The organism is Sphingobacterium sp. 2149 (genome assembly GCF_031455655.1).
GTDB lineage: Bacteria > Bacteroidota > Bacteroidia > Sphingobacteriales > Sphingobacteriaceae > Sphingobacterium.
The window spans coordinates 66,128-87,095 of record NZ_JAVDTD010000008.1; the positions used below are offsets into that span (position 1 = coordinate 66,128).

The 20,968-nt window shown below is 38.5% G+C and carries 23 protein-coding genes; 15 read left to right on the forward strand and 8 right to left on the reverse strand.

The features are described 5' to 3' along the window. Positions 1-242 precede the first annotated feature (242 nt). Positions 243-677: an RNA-binding S4 domain-containing protein gene (locus tag J2X77_RS12665; protein ID WP_209577478.1), complete on the forward strand. Its 435-nt coding sequence runs from the start codon at positions 243-245 to the stop codon at positions 675-677. A 48-nt stretch (positions 678-725) separates the two neighbouring features. Here the strand turns inward: J2X77_RS12665 and ytxJ are convergent, their stop codons facing one another. The 5 genes from ytxJ to J2X77_RS12690 form a co-directional block, all read right to left on the reverse strand. Continuing rightward, entirely contained in the window at positions 726-1,064 is a 339-nt protein-coding gene (ytxJ, locus tag J2X77_RS12670) for a bacillithiol system redox-active protein YtxJ (RefSeq protein WP_209577480.1), read from the reverse strand. After that, positions 1,061-1,801, reverse strand: a complete 741-nt coding sequence (locus J2X77_RS12675) for a hypothetical protein (RefSeq protein WP_209577482.1) — start codon at positions 1,799-1,801, stop codon at positions 1,061-1,063. Before J2X77_RS12675 ends, ytxJ begins: the two co-directional genes overlap by 4 nt. 285 nt (positions 1,802-2,086) lie before the next feature. Continuing rightward, positions 2,087-2,575 carry a 6,7-dimethyl-8-ribityllumazine synthase gene (ribH, locus tag J2X77_RS12680; protein WP_209577484.1) on the reverse strand — a complete coding sequence of 163 codons (489 nt, stop codon included), beginning with the start codon at positions 2,573-2,575 and terminating at the stop codon, positions 2,087-2,089. A gap of 82 nt (positions 2,576-2,657) precedes the next feature. After that, complete coding sequence (locus J2X77_RS12685) at positions 2,658-3,329, reverse strand: tetratricopeptide repeat protein (protein WP_209577486.1); 672 nt, start codon at positions 3,327-3,329, stop codon at positions 2,658-2,660. 83 nt (positions 3,330-3,412) lie between these two features. After that, a complete protein-coding gene (locus tag J2X77_RS12690) occupies positions 3,413-5,332 on the reverse strand; it encodes a nucleoside-diphosphate sugar epimerase/dehydratase (protein WP_310081018.1) in 1,920 nt (639 codons plus the stop codon). Between the two features lie 133 nt (positions 5,333-5,465). Between J2X77_RS12690 and J2X77_RS12695 the strand changes: the two genes are divergently transcribed. Both J2X77_RS12695 and J2X77_RS12700 read left to right on the forward strand, forming a co-directional pair. Continuing rightward, positions 5,466-6,677: an alanine dehydrogenase gene (locus tag J2X77_RS12695; protein WP_293887548.1), complete on the forward strand. Its 1,212-nt coding sequence runs from the start codon at positions 5,466-5,468 to the stop codon at positions 6,675-6,677. 77 nt (positions 6,678-6,754) lie between these two features. Then, a complete protein-coding gene (locus tag J2X77_RS12700; protein WP_293938400.1) occupies positions 6,755-7,606 on the forward strand; it encodes an alpha/beta hydrolase in 852 nt (283 codons plus the stop codon). A gap of 9 nt (positions 7,607-7,615) precedes the next feature. On the opposite strand, the gene J2X77_RS12705 is transcribed toward J2X77_RS12700, so the two are convergent. Genes J2X77_RS12705 through J2X77_RS12715 form a run of 3 tightly spaced genes read right to left on the reverse strand, consistent with a single transcriptional unit; the run spans position 7,616 to position 10,662 of the window. Further along, complete coding sequence (locus tag J2X77_RS12705) at positions 7,616-8,662, reverse strand: ABC transporter ATP-binding protein (RefSeq protein WP_209577493.1); 1,047 nt, start codon at positions 8,660-8,662, stop codon at positions 7,616-7,618. A 23-nt stretch (positions 8,663-8,685) separates the two neighbouring features. Beyond that, entirely contained in the window at positions 8,686-9,096 is a 411-nt protein-coding gene (gene tsaE, locus J2X77_RS12710) for a tRNA (adenosine(37)-N6)-threonylcarbamoyltransferase complex ATPase subunit type 1 TsaE (RefSeq protein ID WP_209577495.1), read from the reverse strand. A 12-nt stretch (positions 9,097-9,108) separates the two neighbouring features. Further along, the gene (locus J2X77_RS12715) at positions 9,109-10,662 is read right to left on the reverse strand and encodes a PglZ domain-containing protein (RefSeq protein ID WP_209577497.1); all 1,554 of its coding nucleotides are present in this window, start codon (positions 10,660-10,662) and stop codon (positions 9,109-9,111) included. 267 nt (positions 10,663-10,929) lie between these two features. Between J2X77_RS12715 and J2X77_RS12720 the strand changes: the two genes are divergently transcribed. The 12 genes from J2X77_RS12720 to J2X77_RS12770 all read left to right on the forward strand — a co-directional run bounded on the left by J2X77_RS12720 (position 10,930) and on the right by J2X77_RS12770 (position 20,940). Beyond that, positions 10,930-12,180 carry an HD domain-containing protein gene (locus J2X77_RS12720; RefSeq protein WP_293882608.1) on the forward strand — a complete coding sequence of 417 codons (1,251 nt, stop codon included), beginning with the start codon at positions 10,930-10,932 and terminating at the stop codon, positions 12,178-12,180. A gap of 33 nt (positions 12,181-12,213) precedes the next feature. After that, positions 12,214-13,254, forward strand: coding sequence for a UDP-3-O-(3-hydroxymyristoyl)glucosamine N-acyltransferase (gene lpxD, locus J2X77_RS12725; protein ID WP_293887553.1), 1,041 nt, complete (start codon positions 12,214-12,216; stop codon positions 13,252-13,254). 139 nt (positions 13,255-13,393) lie between these two features. Next, complete coding sequence (locus J2X77_RS12730; RefSeq protein ID WP_209577816.1) at positions 13,394-14,794, forward strand: bifunctional UDP-3-O-[3-hydroxymyristoyl] N-acetylglucosamine deacetylase/3-hydroxyacyl-ACP dehydratase; 1,401 nt, start codon at positions 13,394-13,396, stop codon at positions 14,792-14,794. A gap of 10 nt (positions 14,795-14,804) precedes the next feature. Next, positions 14,805-15,593 (forward strand): acyl-ACP--UDP-N-acetylglucosamine O-acyltransferase, encoded by a 789-nt coding sequence (gene lpxA / locus J2X77_RS12735; protein ID WP_209577503.1) that lies wholly within the window; start codon positions 14,805-14,807, stop codon positions 15,591-15,593. Between the two features lie 17 nt (positions 15,594-15,610). Continuing rightward, positions 15,611-16,240, forward strand: coding sequence for an ATP-binding cassette domain-containing protein (locus J2X77_RS12740; RefSeq protein ID WP_310081021.1), 630 nt, complete (start codon positions 15,611-15,613; stop codon positions 16,238-16,240). A gap of 229 nt (positions 16,241-16,469) precedes the next feature. Then, positions 16,470-17,030, forward strand: a complete 561-nt coding sequence (gene efp, locus J2X77_RS12745) for an elongation factor P (protein WP_209577505.1) — start codon at positions 16,470-16,472, stop codon at positions 17,028-17,030. A 90-nt stretch (positions 17,031-17,120) separates the two neighbouring features. Continuing rightward, a complete protein-coding gene (locus J2X77_RS12750; RefSeq protein ID WP_310081023.1) occupies positions 17,121-17,702 on the forward strand; it encodes a 5-formyltetrahydrofolate cyclo-ligase in 582 nt (193 codons plus the stop codon). A gap of 174 nt (positions 17,703-17,876) precedes the next feature. Then, a complete protein-coding gene (locus tag J2X77_RS12755) occupies positions 17,877-19,619 on the forward strand; it encodes a tetratricopeptide repeat protein (RefSeq protein ID WP_209577509.1) in 1,743 nt (580 codons plus the stop codon). A 165-nt stretch (positions 19,620-19,784) separates the two neighbouring features. After that, positions 19,785-20,042 carry a hypothetical protein gene (locus J2X77_RS12760; RefSeq protein ID WP_310081025.1) on the forward strand — a complete coding sequence of 86 codons (258 nt, stop codon included), beginning with the start codon at positions 19,785-19,787 and terminating at the stop codon, positions 20,040-20,042. A 75-nt stretch (positions 20,043-20,117) separates the two neighbouring features. Then, positions 20,118-20,276 carry a hypothetical protein gene (locus tag J2X77_RS12765; RefSeq protein ID WP_209577513.1) on the forward strand — a complete coding sequence of 53 codons (159 nt, stop codon included), beginning with the start codon at positions 20,118-20,120 and terminating at the stop codon, positions 20,274-20,276. Positions 20,277-20,283: 7 nt separating this feature from the next. Further along, the gene (locus J2X77_RS23755; RefSeq protein ID WP_209577515.1) at positions 20,284-20,475 is read left to right on the forward strand and encodes a DUF4372 domain-containing protein; all 192 of its coding nucleotides are present in this window, start codon (positions 20,284-20,286) and stop codon (positions 20,473-20,475) included. Positions 20,476-20,556: 81 nt separating this feature from the next. After that, positions 20,557-20,940, forward strand: a complete 384-nt coding sequence (locus J2X77_RS12770; RefSeq protein WP_209577516.1) for a transposase — start codon at positions 20,557-20,559, stop codon at positions 20,938-20,940. Positions 20,941-20,968 lie beyond the last annotated feature (28 nt).

A 20,968-nucleotide genomic window follows, 5' to 3' on the forward strand; every position in this document is an offset into this window, starting at 1 on the left:
GTACCATTTTACAGTCACTCTTCCCCCTAACTACCGTGTGTGCGCAGCGATTTCACGTTGAGTTCACCTTTAAAGGTGTATCCACCATGAAGCTATTGCTTTAACAACCCACTTGTGGTAAGGAGTTGGTGTTCGGTGGTGAGCGATGGAATAGGAGAATGTTGATAACTGAACGCAGTATATTTAGATTTTCTATAATTTCTTTTGGTTGTAATGGTCCTAAAAATAGCTATTTTTGTACTATGGCTGGAACATCAGAAAAATTGAGAATTGATAAATATTTGTGGTCAATTCGCTTATTTAAGACGAGAACCTTGGCGACAGAGGCGTGTAAGGCTGGAAGGGTCAAATTAAAAGGGCAGAATATAAAACCATCTTACGAGGTGAAAATAGGTGATGTGTATCACATTCAAAAAGGTATTGAGCGGAAAGTCGTCCTCGTGACTGGCCTGTTGGAGCGTCGTGTGGATGCAAAGACTGCCGTGCAATTTTACGAGGATCAAACTCCTGTTGAAGAGACGGTTGGGTATAAATCTATGTTTCACGCTCCTGTCCTCAAAAGAGATCGTGGCAGCGGTAGGCCGACTAAAAAAGACCGTCGAGAGATCGATGATCTGCAATCTTCAGAATGGTGGGAAAAGGACGATGAAATAAAAAATCCAGAACCAGAAAAATAGCTGTTTATTTTGATGGAATCCAAAAAGGATCCGACATGGACTATACTATTAGATTGCCACTAAGTATTTTTCTATCTCATCGAATTGGATATCGCCATGTGAAGCATCGTATATACTGTCTTTTCCTTTAATAATCAATATTTGAGGAGATTGATGTTCTACATTCCAGCGTTGAGCAATCTCATTCGAAAGAGAACGGTAGCGCAATAGGTCTAAGAGATAAATCGTATAGTCGTGGTCTGATATCGCCGACATTCGTTCAAGACTACGTTTAGCCATATTACTAATACCGCATGTTGTACTATGTTTAAAAATAGCTGCAACTTTATCCGATTGATATAGTTCTTGTAGCTGTTCTTCTGTGTTTAATGCAATCCAATTGATCATAATTCTGTGAATTTTTTTTGTTCTACTTGTACAAAAGATGAGATAGAGGAGAATATACAACTTCTCTGTTCGTTCGTTGTGCAATTGAATAGGCTTGGTAAACGTATACCGTCGCCGATCTCCTTATAATTGCTCACTTCATACGTAATTTTTTCTCCCTTATCTGTGTATTCATAACGCGCGATTTCCCCTGTATTTTGATCGATGTAAAGCAATCCGGCAATCTTGGTCCCAAAAATGGGGGTTGAAGAAAGGATATTGGATATCGTTAATTTTTGTCCTGCGCTAAAGCTTTCTTTCTGGTTTTTGAGCTGCACATTCTTCTGTCCAATGAGGGTGGGTAAAAGGAGCAAATTAAAATCCAAAAAGAGTTGGCTTTTGATTGATTTCTTAAGCTCTGCCTCGTCTGTGGATAAATTTCCGCCAATAAAGAGCTTATCACCCCCAGGGTTTTTAAAATTAAATAGGTAAGTCACTTGGTCTGTTCCTGTATACCCATCAAATCGACACGCTCCCGTTGTCCGATTGAACAAGAATTTTCGTTCCTCGTTAGCTAATTGGTCTGAAATGTTATTCCCTTTTGCAGAGAATGCTAAATACTGTAACGAATCCCACTTTTCTTGACCGCCAATACTTTGCCAAATCTGTTTATGTAGACTATCCTCTTGCGCTATTAAATTCAACTGACAGAACAAGGTCAGGATAACGATACTGAGTACGTTCGATAATATTTTCATAACCCTATTTTTTTAAGAAACAATCATCAAGTGTGGACTATGCAAAAATTAAAAATACTCCACTTCATCATTGCATTATTTTCTGTAAGACTGCCGATTGTTCCGCTTACTTTATCCATGTGAGCCCATCAACGACAATTTATTCTGATGAAAAATAAAAATCGATTAATAAGATAATAACATATTTTATTAATCGATTTACCACAAATGGAAGTATCTTACTTTAAGCTATGTTCGATAAATACTTTCATCATTGACATGTTAGTAGGCAAAATTGATACCAAATTAGAATTTATTGGCAATATGAGCCATTTGTATTGCTGTAATAGCAGCTTCTTCCCCTTTATTCCCATGCTTCCCACCTGCACGATCCAGGGCCTGTTGAAGATTGTCTGTTGTTAATACACCAAAAATTGCTGGCTTATTATATTTGAGTCCCACATTGGCAACGCCATTTGCAACGGCATCGCAGATGAAATCAAAATGTCTTGTTTCGCCCTGGATAACACAACCTAAACAAATAACTGCATCAAAACCCTGATTTCTGAGTGCCAGATCCGCCCCTGAAATTAATTCAAAACTTCCAGGGACCTCAATAATTTGAATGTTTTTTTCTTCAGCGCCATGTTCTTCCAGACCCTTTATTGCACCATTCAATAGTGCACCTGTAATTTCTGCATTCCATTGTGCAACAACGATTGCAAATTTGAATGGACTTGCATCCGCGACTTGGATATGCGAGAAGTCTGATAAATTTTTAATGCTACTTGCCATAATAGGAGCAAAGATAGTGTTTTAGATGGTCACAAAAAAAGAGGCTATCAAATAGCCTCCTTTTTTGTGATATTGTAATCTCCTACAAATGTGCCTGTACGCGGCCTAACAAACCATCAATAGTGCTGGCCTCTTGGCTTTCAGGAAAATCTGTCTTAATCTTTTTATAGGCAGTCTCTGCACCTTTGTAATCATTTTGTGCTTCATAAACAAGACCTAATTTTTTTAAAAACATCGGTGTAGTATATGAATTACTCGATTTTTCGGAAGCTTGTTTATAGTAATCAGCAGCTTTTTTGTAGTCTTTTAACTCTGAATATGCATCACCGGTTAAACCAATTACCAAAGGGTCTAGAATTTGGCTTCCAGTAGGAGAATATTTTTCAAGAGCTTTTACAGCTTCTTCGAATTTACCTTGGCGCAAATACAATCCGCCTAAATAAGCATTCGCTATATTCGCCGATTTTGTATTCGAATATTCATCCGCAATTTGTTTAAATCCAAGAAATGCACCATCCCCCATGATTGCTTTATTTTGCAAAGAATCAATTGTGGCAAGCCGTTCAGCTTTATACATACGGTTCGAAGCTTCTTCTGCTCTCGGATCTAGATACAGCTTTTGATATCCAAAATAAAGTAAGATCAATACAACGATACCACCTAAAATGAACACTACGCTTTTTTGGTTATCTTGGAAAAAAGATCCTTTTGAAGGTTTGAAACCTTGATTTGTATTATTTGTGTTTTTAGACATTACTAATCAGTAAAATATGGATTGCAAAAATACACTTTTCGAGTAAAAATACAAGTATTTTGCAATTTTAAAGTGAATTAAGTTTAGTTTTCTGACTTATTTGATAATTCGATTTCTCGATCCAGTTGCTCGTAGATCGAATTTTTGCTTTTGAATTCGGGTACAATGATTTTCATTTGATACACCACTTCGTTTTTGTTTTGCGTTGCTAATCGTTGCTGCAGTTCTTCGATCTTCATGAGCACGATGTCGTAATTATTTTCTCTCACCTTGGCAATCATAATTTTTTCATGGTGAGTGGGTAGGGTATTTTCTAAGTCATTTAATAATTCTTCATACAGCTTTTCTCCGGGGCGCAATCCCGTAAACTTTATTTCAATATCTTCATTTGGTTTGAATCCTGAGAGACGAATCATTTTCTTAGCTAATTCGACTATTTTTACAGATTTTCCCATATCGAATACAAAGATTTCGCCACCTTGTCCCATTGTTCCAGCCTCAAGAACCAATCGGCAAGCTTCGGGAATGGTCATAAAATATCGTGTAATTTCTGGGTGAGTAACCGTTACAGGGCCACCTTTTTGAATTTGATCTCTGAATCGTGGAATGACCGAACCATTTGAACCCAGTACGTTTCCAAAGCGTGTCGTAATAAATTTAGTATGGATACTTTCTTGCAATGATGCTTCCAAATGATTGTTCAACGACTGGACGTAAATTTCAGCAATTCGTTTCGTTGCCCCCATAATATTGGTGGGATTGACCGCTTTGTCTGTAGAGACGAAAACAAATTTTTCAACTTGAAATTCAACAGCTAAATCAGCAAGATTTTTTGTTCCCATCACATTCGTTTGTACCGCTTCCAATGGATGGTTTTCCATCATCGGCACATGTTTATAGGCTGCTGCGTGATAGACGTAGTGTGGTTTGAACGTTTCAAAAAGTAATTGCATTCTTTTTGTACTTCGGACATCGGCTATGTAAGTATGATATACTTGATTTGGAAATTCATCTTGAAGATCGAGTTGGAGATTATGTAAGGGGGACTCCGCCTGGTCACACAGTATAATCATCTGTGGTTCGTATCTTCCCAATTGGGTTGCGATCTCACTTCCTATAGAGCCTGCAGCACCAGTGACTAATATCCTTTTGCCTTTGGTTTGGCTTAGGATGTGATCATCGTTGATCTTTATAGGTTCCCTTTCCAATAGATCTTCAATTTTTATTTTTTGGATCTGATTGGGATTAAGGTCGCCATTCATAATTTTTTTAACTGGGGGCAGCGTTAAAATATTAACATTTTTTTCCAGCGCGACGTCAGTGATTTCATTTTTGCGGTCCGAAGGAATATTATGGGAAGCAATAATGACCTCCTCGACATTTAACGTTTTGATCAGGTGGCTGAACTTCTGCGAAGAATATATCTTCGTTCCATCAATGACCTTATTTATTTTTTGTTCGTTATCATCTAGAAATCCTACAATGGCATTTTTAGATCTTACATCGTGGTCTAATGTTCTTTTTACAGCAATTCCCAAGTCGCCTGCTCCATAAATCAGTGTTTTTTTTCTGGAGCCACTAGCTTTTTTTGTGTATAGAAAGAAAATCTTAATAATCGTTCTATATACTGTTAAAATTAGAAATGAAAAGAGAGCAAAGAAAATAATAAGGGCAGTTGGGATGTTGCGCTCTATCTCATTTGCTTGGATTATTAATTTTATAACGAGGAGAATGAAGACACTAAATGTTATCGTAGATAATATACGTATGGAATCGATCGCACTTGTGTAACGAACTATTCCGGTATACATTTTAAAAAGGTAGAATGAAAAAGAGCATACACCTATAAATAAAATGTAACGTATACTAAAATCAATGTCAAGCAGAAAAGCGAAGTCAAAATCATAGTAAATGACATTTGCGAGCAGATAGGCGATGGATACGCTAAAGATGTCCAATAAAAAAATGATCCACCGCGGCACTATATTTACTTTACTGAGCATGGTATTATATTTGATTAATTTAGACAAATGTAGATAAATTTGTTTCATTCCAAAGGTGTGCCAAACCAAATTTATCTTCGTTTGATAAGATTGATTATTTATTGTAATTTTAGCTAACGATCAATTTGACAAGATGAATGAGTTAGGGAAGCTTGCTAGTCAGGCTATGATTTCTCCAAAAGAGATGCTTTTTGAAAAGAAAAAGAATGCAAAAAGTTTATTTATAGGTATTCCAAAAGAGATCTCGCTCCAGGAAAAGCGGATATGTTTGACACCATTAGCGGTTGCATTATTGGTAGAGAATGGGCACGACGTTATCATTGAGACGGGGGCAGGCAGTGGAGCCAACTTTTTAGATCATCATTATAGTGAACAGGGGGCTCGGATCGTATCTTCCCGCGAAGAAGTATACCAAGCGGATTTGATTATCAAGGTCGGTAGCCCTACTGCGTCAGAAGTAAAGTTGATGAAAGAACGCCAACTTTTATTGTCTTCTCAGCAACCCTCACTCATGAGCCTAGATGTCTTAAAGGCATTAATGCATAAAAAGATTACAGCAATTTCTTATGAGTATTTAAGAGACGAGGGCGGGTGTTTAGCGGTCGTTAGGGCCATGAGCGAAATTGTGGGGGCTACGGCAACCCTGATTGCTGGGGAATATCTGAGTAATGCGTTTGGCGGAAAGGGGCTGATGTTAGGCGGTGTGACTGGGGTAGCCTCGACAGAAGTTGTTATTATCGGCGCTGGTACCGTTGGTGAACAAGCCGCCCGAACAGCTTTAGCTTTAGGCGCACAGGTAAAGGTTTTTGATAATTCAATATATAAACTTAGGCGTTTACAGAACAATCTTGGCAGCCGTGTTTTTACATCTGTTATACAGCCAATTATTTTAAATAAGGCTGTTATCAGTTCAGATGTCGTGATTGGTGCTTTGCGAGCACGCAATGGAAGGTCTTCTTGTTTGATTTCAGAAGAAACGGTATCTAAAATGAAGCCCAATTCCGTTGTTATAGATGTAAGTATCGATCAGGGCGGGAATTTTGAAACTTCAGAAGTGACCTCACATGATCAACCCGTTTTCCGAAAATTTGATGTTATTCATTACTGTGTCCCCAATATCGCTTCTCGTGTGGCGCGAACAGCAACCTATGCCATGAGTAATATTTTTACTTCAATTTTGCTCGATTTTGCTGAGCTTGGAGGATTGAAAAACGCAATTTGGAAAAACCCCGGAATCCGAAGTTCCATTTATTTGTATCAAGGTAATCTTACAAATGCTGATATGGCATCAAGGTTCAATATGACTGCCAAAGATTTGGATCTTTTAGTCGTTTCGTCTTTATAGATGATGTGTCTAAAGCGGATCTCGGAAGTGCACCTCTGGGACACGATTGTTTGAATTATTTTTAAATTATTAGGCTAATGAAAAGAATTTTTATGATTTTATGTTCGTTGATTTCACTCGTTAAGGCGCAGGAAACAATCAATCTTTATGCAGATTCCATTCCAAATTCCACGGATAAAGAGCAAGTGAAGTTAGAAAAAAATGTTCCTAGGTTATTTGCTTATCCGGCAGATAAAAGTAGTGCTAAGAATATCGCTGTACTGGTGATTCCGGGAGGTGGGTATTCTCATATCGCTATGGATCATGAAGGGCATGCTGTTGCAAAAGAGCTTGTAAAAAATGGTTATTCGGCTTTTGTTTTACAATACCGTTTACCTTCGCCAAATATTATGCGTAACAAATCAATAGGGCCTCTTCAAGATGCTCAGCGAGCGGTCCAATTGATCAGAACGTTGCACCCTGAACTTCGCAAGGTTGGCGTTATTGGCTTTTCTGCAGGCGGGCATTTGGCCTCTACTTTAATTACCCAATTCAAGAAGGACTATATAGCGAATTCTCCGCATGTATCCCTAAGACCTGATTTTGCTGGATTAATTTATCCGGTCATCTCCATGGAGAATGATATCACACATAAAGGATCAAGAATTAATCTGATCGGAGAAAATCCATCAGAAGATCTGGTCAGATCATTTTCTTCTGAATTACAAGTCTCTCGGGAAGTTTGTCCGGTTTTCTTTGTACATGCCAAAGACGATATGGCGGTGCCGATAGAAAACAGTTATCGAATGATTGCTGCTTTGGACAACGCAAAAGTGCCCAATAAGCTTTATGTCTTCGAGCAGGGGGGGCATGGTTTTGGGTTAATTAACAAAACTTCGGATAAATTGTGGTTTGACGCATTTTTGTCCTGGCTAGCTACACTGGATTAGCACATCAAATTAATGGTCAAAAGAAATCCAATGGGATATCGTCAGGTCGACTGCTTGTTGTTTTGGCGGAATGATTTGAGACGTTGTAATGGTATGTAAGTTAATCGCATTATTGCCGACAACGATTTCATAATAAAATCCTCTAAATCGCACATCTTTTACAAAAAAAGTAGACTCTTGTGAAGGACTTATAGAAATCCATTCTTGATGGATTGCTATAGGTTTTTCGGTTGTTATACCTAAATTTTGAGCTTGCTGGATATTTAAGATATTGCTTTTCGCCAACAATTGGGCGGTATAAGGGTGCGAAGGGTTGTCATAGAGTTGATGTGGGTTGTTTTGATCTAGGATTTTACCTTCTTTCATCACGATAAGATTATCCGCTAAAGCAAGTACTTCGGTCGGATCGTGAGAAACGAGTATAACAGTTAACCCGGTTTCTTTGACTATATCTTTTATGTCTTGTTGGAGCGTATCGCGAAATGAGGCGTCAACCTGATTAAAGGGTTCATCCATAAGTAGAACTTCAGGCTCATTGATGAGCGCACGGCAGATTGCAACGCGTTGCTTTTCTCCGCCACTGATGTCTGCTACTCTTTTTCGCCCAAGGTGGTCTATCCGCAGACGTTGCAGTATTTCCGCAGTTTTATCTTGTTTACGTTTGATATTTGTATTCGGCAATTGTGAAGCAACATTGTCCCACACGTTGGCATATGTATTTAAATCGTCAAAACCCTGCGAGACTAATTTCATCGCATCGTGACCGGGAATTAACTTATCCTTGCGTGTTGGTACCTGCCAGCCTTTATAGCGCACCACACCTTCTGTTGGTTCCAATAATCCATATATAAGTCTCAATAAGGTGCTTTTCCCGCTCCCGGACTCACCTATAATAGCTGTTATTTTTCCTTCTTCAATGTCGAAGGAACTGTTTTCAACAGCAAATTGCATGCTGTTCTCATGAAAGGAAAAGCTAAGATTTTCGGCGTGTATAGCAGATAATCCGGGCACATGAATATCAGATGGAATATATTGACAAGAGGATGATTGAGCCATATTGGGAAGTCGAAAAAGGTAAGTTAATGAATAGAGATTTGACGTGTTGTTGCATCTATGATGCTGATATGTATTTCCTTTGCTTCTTCAGGAAGTAAATTTGGAATTTTCTCTGGCCACTCAATAAAGCAGTATGCTCCAGAATAAAAGTATTCCTCGTAGCCAAAATCAAATGCCTCCTGTTCCTCATTGATACGGTAAAAATCGAAGTGATATACGGGGCCACTGGCAGATTCGTATTCATTTACGATGGAGAATGTCGGGCTAGATGTGCTGTCTTGGACATTTAATTGTTTGCAGAGGTATTTCACAAAAGTTGTTTTCCCGGCCCCCATTGGACCATATAGCAGAAAAATTCGGACCTCTGGAAAACTATTTAAAAGTGTCTGAGCTGCTTGCGATAAATCTGCGGTCGAATTTACAATAATTTCCATGCTGCAAAATTACTATTTCGGCAAGTATGTCGCAAAGGGGATAATCATTTCTTCCAAAGAGATTCCGCCATGTTGAAACGTTCCATTAAAGTAATTTACAAATTGGTTGTAGTTGTTGGGGTACACAAAATAGGTGTCCTCCTTGGCAAATACGTATGTTGAGCTCACGTGAAGTTTGGGCAATTGTGCCTCATGTGGGTTTTTGATAGCGAAGACGTCTTTGTCGATATAATTCAAATTTTTCCCTTGCTTATATCTTAAATTTGTATTTGTATTTCGATCCCCCACAATTTTACTTGGCTTTTTTACACGGATCGTGCCATGGTCAGTGGTGATAATTACGCGAACCTTTTTTTGGGAAAGCCATTTGATAGCCTCCAATAAGGGGGAATGCTCAAACCATGACAAGGTGAGGGAACGGTATGCTGCCTCGTCGTTTGCTAATTCCCGAATCATAGAGCTATCTGTACGTGCATGAGATAGCATATCCACAAAATTATACACTAATGCATTGAGCTGATTGTGCATTAAATTTCCGAGATTGTCTACAACGTCTTTTCCTTGTTCCAGCGTCAGAATTTTTGTGTAGGAGTGTTTTATGGGCTTTCGATAAAGGCGCTTAATCTGATCCTCCAAAAATTTATCCTCGTATAGATTTTTACCACCTTCGTCTTCATCATTTTGCCATAATTTCGGAAAACGTTTTTCCATTTCTAAGGGAGTTAGTCCACTAAAAATGGCATTTCTAGCATATTGTGTTGCTGTTGGCAAAATACTGAAATAGTTTATTTCCTCTTCCAGTCTGAAATAGTCGGTAATAACCTCATTAATGATCTTCCATTGGTCAAACCGCAAATTGTCTATTAAGAAGAAAAATGTAGGTACATCATCTTCCAGCGTAGGGAACACTTTCTTCTTAAACAACTGATGTGACAGTATGGGGCCATTTTCGGGACGATTAATCCAATGGATATAGTTGTTCTCTATGAATTTTGAGAACTGCATGTTAGCCTCAGATTTTTGCATGGTCAGAATTTCATGCATATTGTTATCTTCAAGCTTTTCTAGAGATAACTCCCAGTACACAAGCTTTTTATATACTTCCGACCATTGGTCGTAATCTAGGTTTTCGTTGAGGGTCATCCCTAAATTACGGAAGTCCTGCTGGTAGGCCATGGATGTTTTTTCATTGACGAGGCGCTTGTTTTCAGTCAATTTCTTTATCGTCATCAAGATTTGTTTGGGATTGACCGGCTTGATCAGATAATCATCTATTTTAGAGCCTATCGCATCTTCCATGACATGTTCTTCTTCATTTTTAGTCACCAGCACAATAGGGACAGAAGGATTGATAGATTTCAGTATACCAAGTGTTTCAAGTCCGGTTAAACCGGGCATATTCTCGTCTAAAAAAACGAGATGGAAAAAACCATTTTTAAAGGCTTCAACAGCATCATTTCCGTTATTGACGGTGTCAACTTTATATCCTTTGCTTTCTAAAAATAAGATATGTGGTTTTAGAAAGTCAATTTCATCGTCAGCCCAGAGAATATGTGTTTTTTGCATCTGCTATATATGTGTTTAATTACTAGAGGAGGACCGTGTTTCTATGAATGAAATAGTGTAAAAGAACAACTCTTACCTATTTAACGGATTTTTGATCTCATGCTAACTTAAGCAAATATCGTGCTTTAGATTTTATTTTTAACATTTCTTAACGATGAACTAACTATCTTTGTTTTAAGTTTATACTGATGTTAACCCAGCGTTCGGGATTTAAGAGCTAGGTTTCATAATTTATAGTGTTGATGATCGCATTAATTTGTCGCCGCCTTGAACAAAAATAAAATTATAAATGATCCGGTATACGGGTTTGTTTCGATCCCCACAGGATTGGTCTTTGATTTGGTACAGCATCCTTATTTTCAGCGACTCCGCTATATCAAGCAGGTGAGTATGACACATCTCGTCTATCCAGGTGCTTTACATACTCGGTTTCAGCACGCCATTGGATCGATGCATTTGATGGCGATGGCTTTGGAAACATTAAGAAGCAAGGGTGTATTCATTTCGGACACTGAAGAGGAGGCAGTTCTTTCAGCTATTTTACTCCATGATATTGGGCATGGCCCCTTTTCCCACTCTTTAGAACATAGTTTGATTGAAGGCGTTTCGCATGAGCTGTTGTCTTCGTTGTTAATGGATCGAATCAATCAGGATTTGGACGGAAGGTTGAGTCTTGCAATTACCATTTTTAATAACAAATACGAGCGCAAATTTCTTCACCAATTGGTGTCGAGCCAGTTGGATGTTGATCGGATGGACTATCTCAATAGGGATAGCTTTTTTACGGGAGTATCTGAGGGAGTGATCTCATTTGATCGTATCATAAAAATGCTCAATGTGGTAGCGGATGAAATTGTTGTGGATTATAAAGGGCTATATTCAGTAGAGAAATTTCTGATAGCACGGCGACTGATGTATTGGCAAGTATATCTGCACAAAACCGTTATTGGTGCTGAGCAGTTACTGATTAAAATTCTGCAGCGGGCAAAATATTTGACGGCTGCTGGCTATGAACTCTTTTCTACTCCAGCTTTTCATTGGTTTTTAAGCCAGCAAATCAATAAAAGTAATTTTTTGGACAACCCGTTGCATTTAGACTGGTTTACTCGTTTGGATGATACAGATATTATGTCTGCCATAAAAACATGGGAGTGTCATGAGGATCATATTTTAAGTACAATGTGTCAACGGGTAATGAAGCGTGATCTATATCGCTCTGTATTGAGCAACAAACCTTTTTCACCCGAATATATTGATTTGGTGAAGGCCAAAGTACAGTCGGAGATAGGGGTGGCGATGGAGGATATTCACTATTATGTATTTACTCAGGAAATTCAGAATCGTGCGTATAATTCTTCCCAGGATCAAATAAAAATTTTGTTAAAATCGGGCGAGCTTGTCGATATAACGGAGGCTTCTGATCTCGGGAATTTAGAAGCACTGTCGAAAAATGTCGCTAAATATGCATTGTGTTATCCAAAAGAGGTGAGATATGTTGCAATTCCTTCCACCAAGTAGTTATTTTTTAATAAAAAAACATAGATTTGTACCATGCAATTTACTGCTCAACAAATAGCGACATTATTAGAAGGACGGATTGAAGGAAATCCAGCGGTTGCGGTAGGTAACCTTGCCAAAATTGAGGAAGGTAAAAAAGGTGATCTTTCTTTTTTGTCGAATCCAAAATATGAGCATTTCATATATACTACTGATGCCTCGATTGTTATTGTTAATGAAGATTTGCAATTGACACATTCGACTAAACCTACATTGACGATTATACGGGTTAAGAATGCCTATGCTGCTTTCTCTACTGTCCTAAATATGTATAATGAGTTTCGCCTTGACAAAAGTGGACGAGAGGAACCTCATTTTATACACGACGAAGCTGAAATCGGCCAAGGGGGGTACATCGGTGCTTTTGTATATATTGGCAGAGGAGCATCGATCGGTGATCATGTGAAAATTTACCCACAGGTTTATATTGGAGATAAAGTTACGATTGGAGATAATACAACGCTCTATCCAGGAGTGAAGATTTATCATGATTGTAAGATCGGTAAAAATGTGGTGGTACATTCAGGTGTTGTCATCGGATCAGATGGATTTGGATTTGCACCACAAGAAGACGGAACATATAAAAAAGTTCCTCAGATTGGCCATGTTCAAATAGAGGATAATGTTGAGATTGGCGCAAATACGGTAATTGACAGAGCAACCATGGGAGCTACCATTGTGCGCGATGGCGTGAAGTTGGATAATTTGATCCAGATTGCCCATAATGTTGATATTGGAAAGAATACTGTCGTTGCGGCGCAGACTGGTATTTCCGGTAGTTCAAAAATCGGAGAGCATGTGGTATTGGGCGGTCAGGTTGGTGTAGTTGGGCATATTGTTATTGCTAAGGGATCCCAAATTCAGGCCCAATCCGGAGTGAATAGATCGATCAAAGAAGAGGGTAAGAAGTGGGGCGGTACACCGTTGATGCCTTATCAGCCACAATTGAGATCTAATGTGATTTTTGCTCGTCTTCCTGAATTGGAAAAGCGAATCCAGGAATTAGAAAAATTAGTAGAAAAAAAATTAAAATAATTATTTTTCATTGAAAATAAGCTGTTCTTTAATTGTGATGAAACAGTAGTTTATCGTAGCACTATATCATTAAAGGGTATAGCACAATCAATAAATGTTTTGTCAAAAGAAGTTTTGATTTAAAAATATGTTATTAGAAATGAATGTAAAACAGCGAACCATCAAAAACGAGGTTGAGATTTCGGGGGTAGGTCTTCATACAGGGAAAATTGTATCGATGACCATTAAACCAGCTCCGGAAAATCACTGGTTTAAGTTCAGACGTGTAGACTTGGAGGGGCAGCCAGAAATTTTGGTTGATGCAGATAACGTGACAGACACTTCGAGGGGGACGACAATTACTCAGAATGGTGCAAGTGTTAGTACAATTGAACATTTGATGGCGTCGTTAATTGGTTTACAAATTGATAACGTCCTGATTGATATAGATGGTCCGGAGATACCTATCTTAGATGGAAGTTCAGCTATTTTTGTAAAGCTGCTTGAAGAGGCAGGGTTTGAGGAGCAGGATGCTGACAGAGATTATTATGAGATTTCCAATAATATCCATTATGCAGAGCCTGATCGTAAAGTCGAGATATTGGGGATGCCGATGGATGGCTATAGGATGACCTGCATGATCGATTTTAACTCGCCGGTGTTGGGAAGCCAACATGCTGCGATTACGTCAATTGACGATTTTAAATCCGAAATTTCATCTTCACGTACCTTTTGCTTTTTGCATGAGTTAGAAATGTTGGTGGATCATGGGCTTATTAAAGGCGGTGACCTAAGTAATGCCATTGTTATTGTGGATAAGGAGACTTCACCTGAAGAATTACAGAAATTAGCTCATCTTTTTCATAAAGAAACCGTAGCAGTTGCCAAAGAAGGAATATTAAACAATAATCAATTACGCTACCAAAATGAACCTGCCCGACATAAACTGTTGGATATGGTTGGAGATTTGGCACTCGTTGGGCGACCGCTGAAAGGCCATATTATGGCTGCTCGGCCGGGGCATGCCGCCAATGTTGCGTTTGCGAAAAAGATAAAGGAGCAGATTAAGAAAGATAAAACACGTAAAAAAATTAAAGTTTACGATCCTAATATGCCAGCATTATACGATACGGTAGAAATTATGAAGATTTTGCCGCATCGTCAACCTATGCTTATGGTGGATAAGATTCTTGAATTGACCGAAACACATGTGGTGGGCTTGAAGAATGTTACCATGAACGAAGATTTATTTATGGGACATTTTCCCGGAGCGCCATTATTTCCAGGCGTGTTGCAAGTAGAGGCTATGGCGCAGACAGGAGGAATTTTGGTTCTTAAAACAGTTCCTGATCCGGAAAATTGGCTGACTTTATTTCTGAAAATTGAAAATGCCCGTTTTAAAGCGCAGGTAACCCCCGGAGATTCTGTTATTTTTAGATGCGATTTGATGGAGCCGATTCGAAGAGGTATCGCAAAAATGAAAGGTGTGGCCATGGTAGGAGAGAAGATCGTATGTGAAGCCGAGCTTATGGCTCAGATCGTAAGAGTAAATAACAACTAAAGTAGTATAGATGATACAGCCATTAGCTTATATTCATCCTGAAGCAAAAATTGCTAAAAATGTGGTCATCGAACCATTTGTAACCATTTATAAAGACGTCATCATTGGTGAAGGCACTTGGATAGGCTCAAATGTGACGATTATGGATGGAGCACGAATAGGAAAAAATTGTAAAATATATCCCGGTGCCGTAATTTCTGGAGAGCCCCAAGATTTAAAATTTGATGGTGAGATTACAACAGTGGAAATTGGTGATAATACGACCATACGGGAGTGTGTAACAATCAATAGAGGCACCAAAGATAGATATAAAACAGTCATTGGGAAAAATTGTTTAATTCAAGCATATAGTCATGTTGCGCATGATTGTGAAGTAGGTGATAATTGTGTTTTCTCAAATAACAGTACGCTTGCAGGACATATTACCGTGGGTGATTATGTCGTACTGGCTGGGATGGTAGCTGTTCATCAATTTGTCAAAATTGGTTCGCATGCATTTGTTACCGGTGGTTCATTGGTACGTAAGGATATCCCCCCCTTTGTTAAAGCGGCGCGCGAACCTATTTCTTATGCAGGGATTAATTCGGTTGGATTAAGAAGAAGAGGATTTTCGGAAGATCAGATCGCCGAAATTCAGAACCTCTATCGAATTCTTTTTGTCCAAAATAGAAATTTAGCTAAGGCTATAGAAATTATAGAGGCTGAATATCAAGCAACAGAAATTCGGGACGAAATTTTGGATTTTATTCGGAATTCGGGCCGAGGTATTATGAAAGGATTCAATAATAGAGCGATGTAATCGCGTTATCGGTTCTTGTGAATTTGAAAATTACATTAAAGGATATTGGTAGGAGGTATAATAATGAATGGATTTTTAGGCATATAAACTATACCTTTGAGTCCGGAAAGAGTTATGCCATCCTTGGTCATAATGGCTCGGGAAAATCTACTTTTCTGAAAGTGCTTTCGAGTAGTTTGACACCTTCTGAAGGTGAATTGGTCTATAACTATGGAGACGAAGTCTTAGGTGTGGATCAAGTATATCAGCAACTTTCTCTTGCAGCTCCATACGTTGAATTGATAGAGGAATTTACTTTAATGGAGCTGATTGATTTCCATTTTAAATTTAAAAGCTATCTTCCTTCTTTTGATAAAGAAACTGTTATCAGCTTATTGGGACTGGAACATGCGCTTGACAGAGAGATACGTTTTTTTTCATCCGGTATGCGACAGCGGGTGAAGTTGGTACTAGCATGTTGTTCCGCATCTTCGTTGGTCATGTTGGACGAACCTACAAGTAATTTGGATAGTTCCGGTGAAGAGTGGTACTTAACTTTAATCGATCGCACGAAGTTAAAATCTAGAATTCTTGTCGTCTGTTCAAATCAGAAAAAAGAATATGAGTTTTGTGATGAACATATTTCAATTCTGGACTTTAAAACCTAAGTATTACTGGTTTCCATGACCCTTTCCTTCACCTCGATCGCTGTGTACATAAACCCTAAAAAAATGCATTTTTAGTGTATTTACCTTCCGAACGCTAACGCTGATTTTTCTTCCTATTGAAAATAGCTTTTTCCATAAAAAGTAGTGAAGGAAATTTTTATAACACAATTAGTTTTTGTATTTTTGACGACTCAATAATGAGATAACCGTTTAAAGTTCAATTCAAAGAATGGCTAAGGCATCAGAGGTAAAATCAGGAAATATTTTAAGATTTAACGGAGAATTAGTTTCCGTGGAAGAATATATACACCGTACACCAGGCAATTTGCGCGCGTTTTATCAAGCTAGAATGCGCAATGTTAAAACGGGTAAATTAGTTGAGTATCGTTTTAGAGTTGACGAATCTGTGGAAATTGCACGTGTAGAAACAAACGATTATCAGTATTTATATGAAGATGGTGAATTCTTCGTTGTAATGGATAATAGTACCTACGAGCAATTTAATATTCCTAAGTTTTTGTTTGGTGATTCAGCCCGTTTCTTGAAAGAGGGAATGACTGTCATTATTGCTTTTGAAAGTGATGAACCTATCATGGCAGAAGCACCGAAAAGTGTTGAATTGGAAATTACATATACTGAACCGGCAGTAAAGGGAGATACGTCTACAAATGCATTAAAAAAGGCAACTGTAGAGACAGGTGTCGAGATTATGGTGCCGTTGTTCATTAATCAAGGTGAGAAAGTAAGAGTTGATACGCAGACTGGTAACTATATCGAGCGTGTAAAATAACATAAAGATTTTAGGTTTAGGTTGATTATTCGGTCTTGTTAGCGCTCGCTACAAGGCCGTTTTTTTATCTTTATAAAAAAAATTATTTAGATGAAATCGAAGAATGAGCTTAGGCATACATACAGAGCGAAGAGATGTCAATTGTCTATCGCTAGAGAGACAGTCCTCAATAGCATGCTTCTGAATCAATTTATGAAAATTGATCTCTCCAAAGTGAATCTTTTACATGTTTTTATTCCTATTGAAAAATATCACGAGCCAAATACTTATGCTATCATAAATTACGTTCAAGAATTTCATCCTCAGATAAAAATCGCTGTTTCAAGATCTAATTTTGAAGACTATTCGATGAAGCATTATCTATTTGATAAGCAAATGAGATTTGAAAAGAATGCTTGGGGAATATCAGAACCAACTTCTGGTGCTGAAGTTGCTCCGTCGGATATCGATATGGTTCTTGTGCCCTTGCTAATCTTTGATCTTTTTGGCTATAGAGTGGGATATGGAAAAGGCTTTTATGACCGTTTCTTTTCTCAATGTAAAGTTGATGTTCAGCGTATTGGATTGTCTTTTTTTGAACCGATTGACGTTATTACGGATCGAAACGAACACGATGTTCAGTTATCTCAGGCGGTAACACCCTATCATATCTATCATTTTGTCAATGAATAGGATTTAGTCTAAATGATCAAGCCCTATCCTGCGCATATCACTAGTATACGATCTGTTTTCTATAATAGCCTACGGTAGGTAGATTATCCTCCAATTTTGGTTTGATTTGGCCCCATGGTGATTTAATTAAAATTATTTTTTATTTTTAATGCGATTTTCAATGCCTGCGCCTATATGTCTAGATTTTTTCTAATTGTTTTTTTGTTAGCGATTATACCGTTTCACATTGCTCGTGGAATGGGGCTGATGAGTTCAAACTCCTCGATGGAAGAAAAAAATTTTTATGAAACAATCATAAAAGAATCCGCGCAACATCAATCTTCCAATCTGACGTTGAGTAAATATCTAGCACCGTATTTTAGCCAAGCTGTACGAAAAAATGATAAGGCGATTCTTGCAATCTATTATTGTTTGCTGGCCGACCAGTCTTTTAATGATGAGGGAAAGCGAAATAGCTTTAGCGATAAATACTATCTTAAAGCATTGGATCTAGATGGGGGATACAGTTATCAAAATGTGAAAACTTGGGTGAAAGTCATGTATGGCTTTTATCTTTATAGATGTTTAAAAGCATCTGAAGCTTTGCCATTTATTCTTGAAGGCGAAAAAGGCCTTGAAGATATACCGAAAGAACTGGTGTTGGATATCATACAGACCTATAAAAAGCTTGGTTATTTTTTTGGGACCTTGGGTGATTATACGTCTGGAATCAAGTACTTGACCTTAGGGCAGCAACAGGAAATAATTTCGCCTAGATTGAGAGCCGAAATTCTAGACAATTTAGGGATGTTGACGCTTAAAAGTAGAGGGGATACATTGCAGGCCATGAAAAATTTTGAGCTCGCTCAATCCTTGGCTCTTGCAGAGAATGATTCATTGCGCTACGCGAAGATTTTGGGCAATCAAGCCGCTGTCTTCGAAGGTATGAAAGACTATCGTAAGGCCTTATCATTGTTAGATAAGGATCTTGAAATTTCTAGATCAATAGGTGATAATCGAAATACGATTTTTGCCTTAATGATGCAGATTAGACTAAATATTGCCAGACAAGAAATAACTGATGTTCCTCACATGATTAGCGAGGCCGAGTTGCTTTTATCAGGTTCAGATGATAAGAAGACAATATTGGAACTTGAAATTCATAAATTACATTTGGCCATTCATAATCGGGAAATTGGGCATGAATTAGATGCACGTAGGAGGATTGAACGTCTGCAGGACTCGTTACGATTTCTCGATGGAGATCCTGTATTATCCCAATTGAAATTTATGACCGATAAACAGAAATATGCGGATAAATTATCTTTAGCGCAGGCGGTAATTAAGAAAAAGCAAGCCGAAAGAAGATTATGGCTCATATTAAGTTTATTGGTGTTGGTGTTATTTTTCTTTATTTACAACGCCGTTCGCTATCGGGCAAGGAAACGTATTCGCGATTATGAATATCAGCTACTCAACCTGAAGTATACAAAGGCTGAACTAGATAGGGAACTAATGAGTTCAAAAAGTCAGGTTGAAGAATATGTGGCTTATCTTAAGCGAAACAATGAACAGATCAATGTGCTCTCAGCATTACTAGCGGAAAAGGGCAACAATGTTGAAAGAGATCGCGAGGAACTTAAAATCTTATTGCAGTCGCACTTGATTACAGAGGAAAAATGGCAGGAATTTAAGCTGCTGATTATGAAAGAATTTCCTAATCTATTACAAGAAATACAATCTAAATTTTCCGATATCACCGAATCCAATTTACGTGTAATTGTACTGATGAAATTGGGACTTAATAATAAGGAAGTCGCCAATGTTTTAGGGGTTACTCCAGATGCGATCAAAAAATCGATGCAGCGTTTGAAAAAGAAACTTGGAGATCAGGCTGGAGTGCTTATGGAATACATTTCCGACAAGGAATTTGTTTAAATGGGCGCGATCACTAGTGGAGGAGTCTAAATTAATACGCTTCTTGATAAGAGGAATCACATTTTTTTGTAATCTAAATTTTATTTTGTGTGGTAGTGGATTTTTTTTCTAAATTAGATTGTCAAATCTACGATTTTCTTGAATTGAAAATAGGGATAATTGTATGTGAGAAGTGCGACGAACGACCTGGCCGGCAAACTTTACCGCACGACGTTGAGGGACGAGAACAGTGTAAATATAATGACCCGATCCGGTTCTGTAGATGAATATAAAGATTTTGAAGGTCGCATGGTTCTCAAGTGGGTATGGGAGAGCGAAATCAAAGCACTGAATACGTATTATGTTTACGATGATTATACATTTACCGCTACGACACTTCCTGTGAGCGGAATCAACGGAAGTACCAAGATCAAGTCTTTGTAGACCGGTACAAAAGTTTACCGGACAGATGGTGCCCAGCCGCTGCTCACAGTATTATATTACGATGACTACGGCAGGGTGATCCAGAGCGCTGCGAAAAACCATCTTGGGGGCACGGATTATGTGACCAATACCTATAATTTTCGGGGGAAGTTGCTGACCAGTACCCGGGTACATACGCCGGCGACAGGGGCAGCGATTACTATCGTTGTCATTGATAGACCGGGATATTTTTAAAAAGCTTGTGTCTAAATACAATAGCAACAAACATCATAAAGGTCTTAACAGCTGGACACATGTGGTAAGCATTCTTTTTTGTCATCTCTCTTCCAGCGATTCGGTCCGGGATATCAGTAACGGTCTTCGCAGTATCACGGGCAACATGAACCATAAGGTATTTCCCGTGCTCCAAGCAAATCGAGCATATCCTATATGAATGAACATCGCGACCATAAGCTTTTCAAAGTTTCCCCAAGGGCAGCATTGTTGTTATAGACCGGGGTTATGTCGATTTTAAATGGATGAATATTTTGGACAGCACCGAGGGGGGCTTTGTCACGCGCAGCAAGTAAACATGAAATACAAAGCTGTAAAGAGCTATCAGAGTGATCCGATGCTTGAGAGCGGTATTCTTAAGGATCAGGTCATTACATTGACCGGGGATAGCGCAAAACGATATGGGGGGAAGAAACTCAGGCTTGTGCACGTTTTGGACAGCATAACTGGCAATGAATATGAATTTCTGACGAACAATATGCAGTGGAAGCCAGCGATGGTAGCGATGATCTATAAACAGCGCTGGCAGATCGAGATCTTTTTCAAACAGTGGTTGAAGGTCAGCAGTGTTGTGGGAACATCACAAAATTCCGTTCAGATACAGATATGTGTAATCTCACCCTAACTAGCTATGTCCAAAACTAAATAATTCC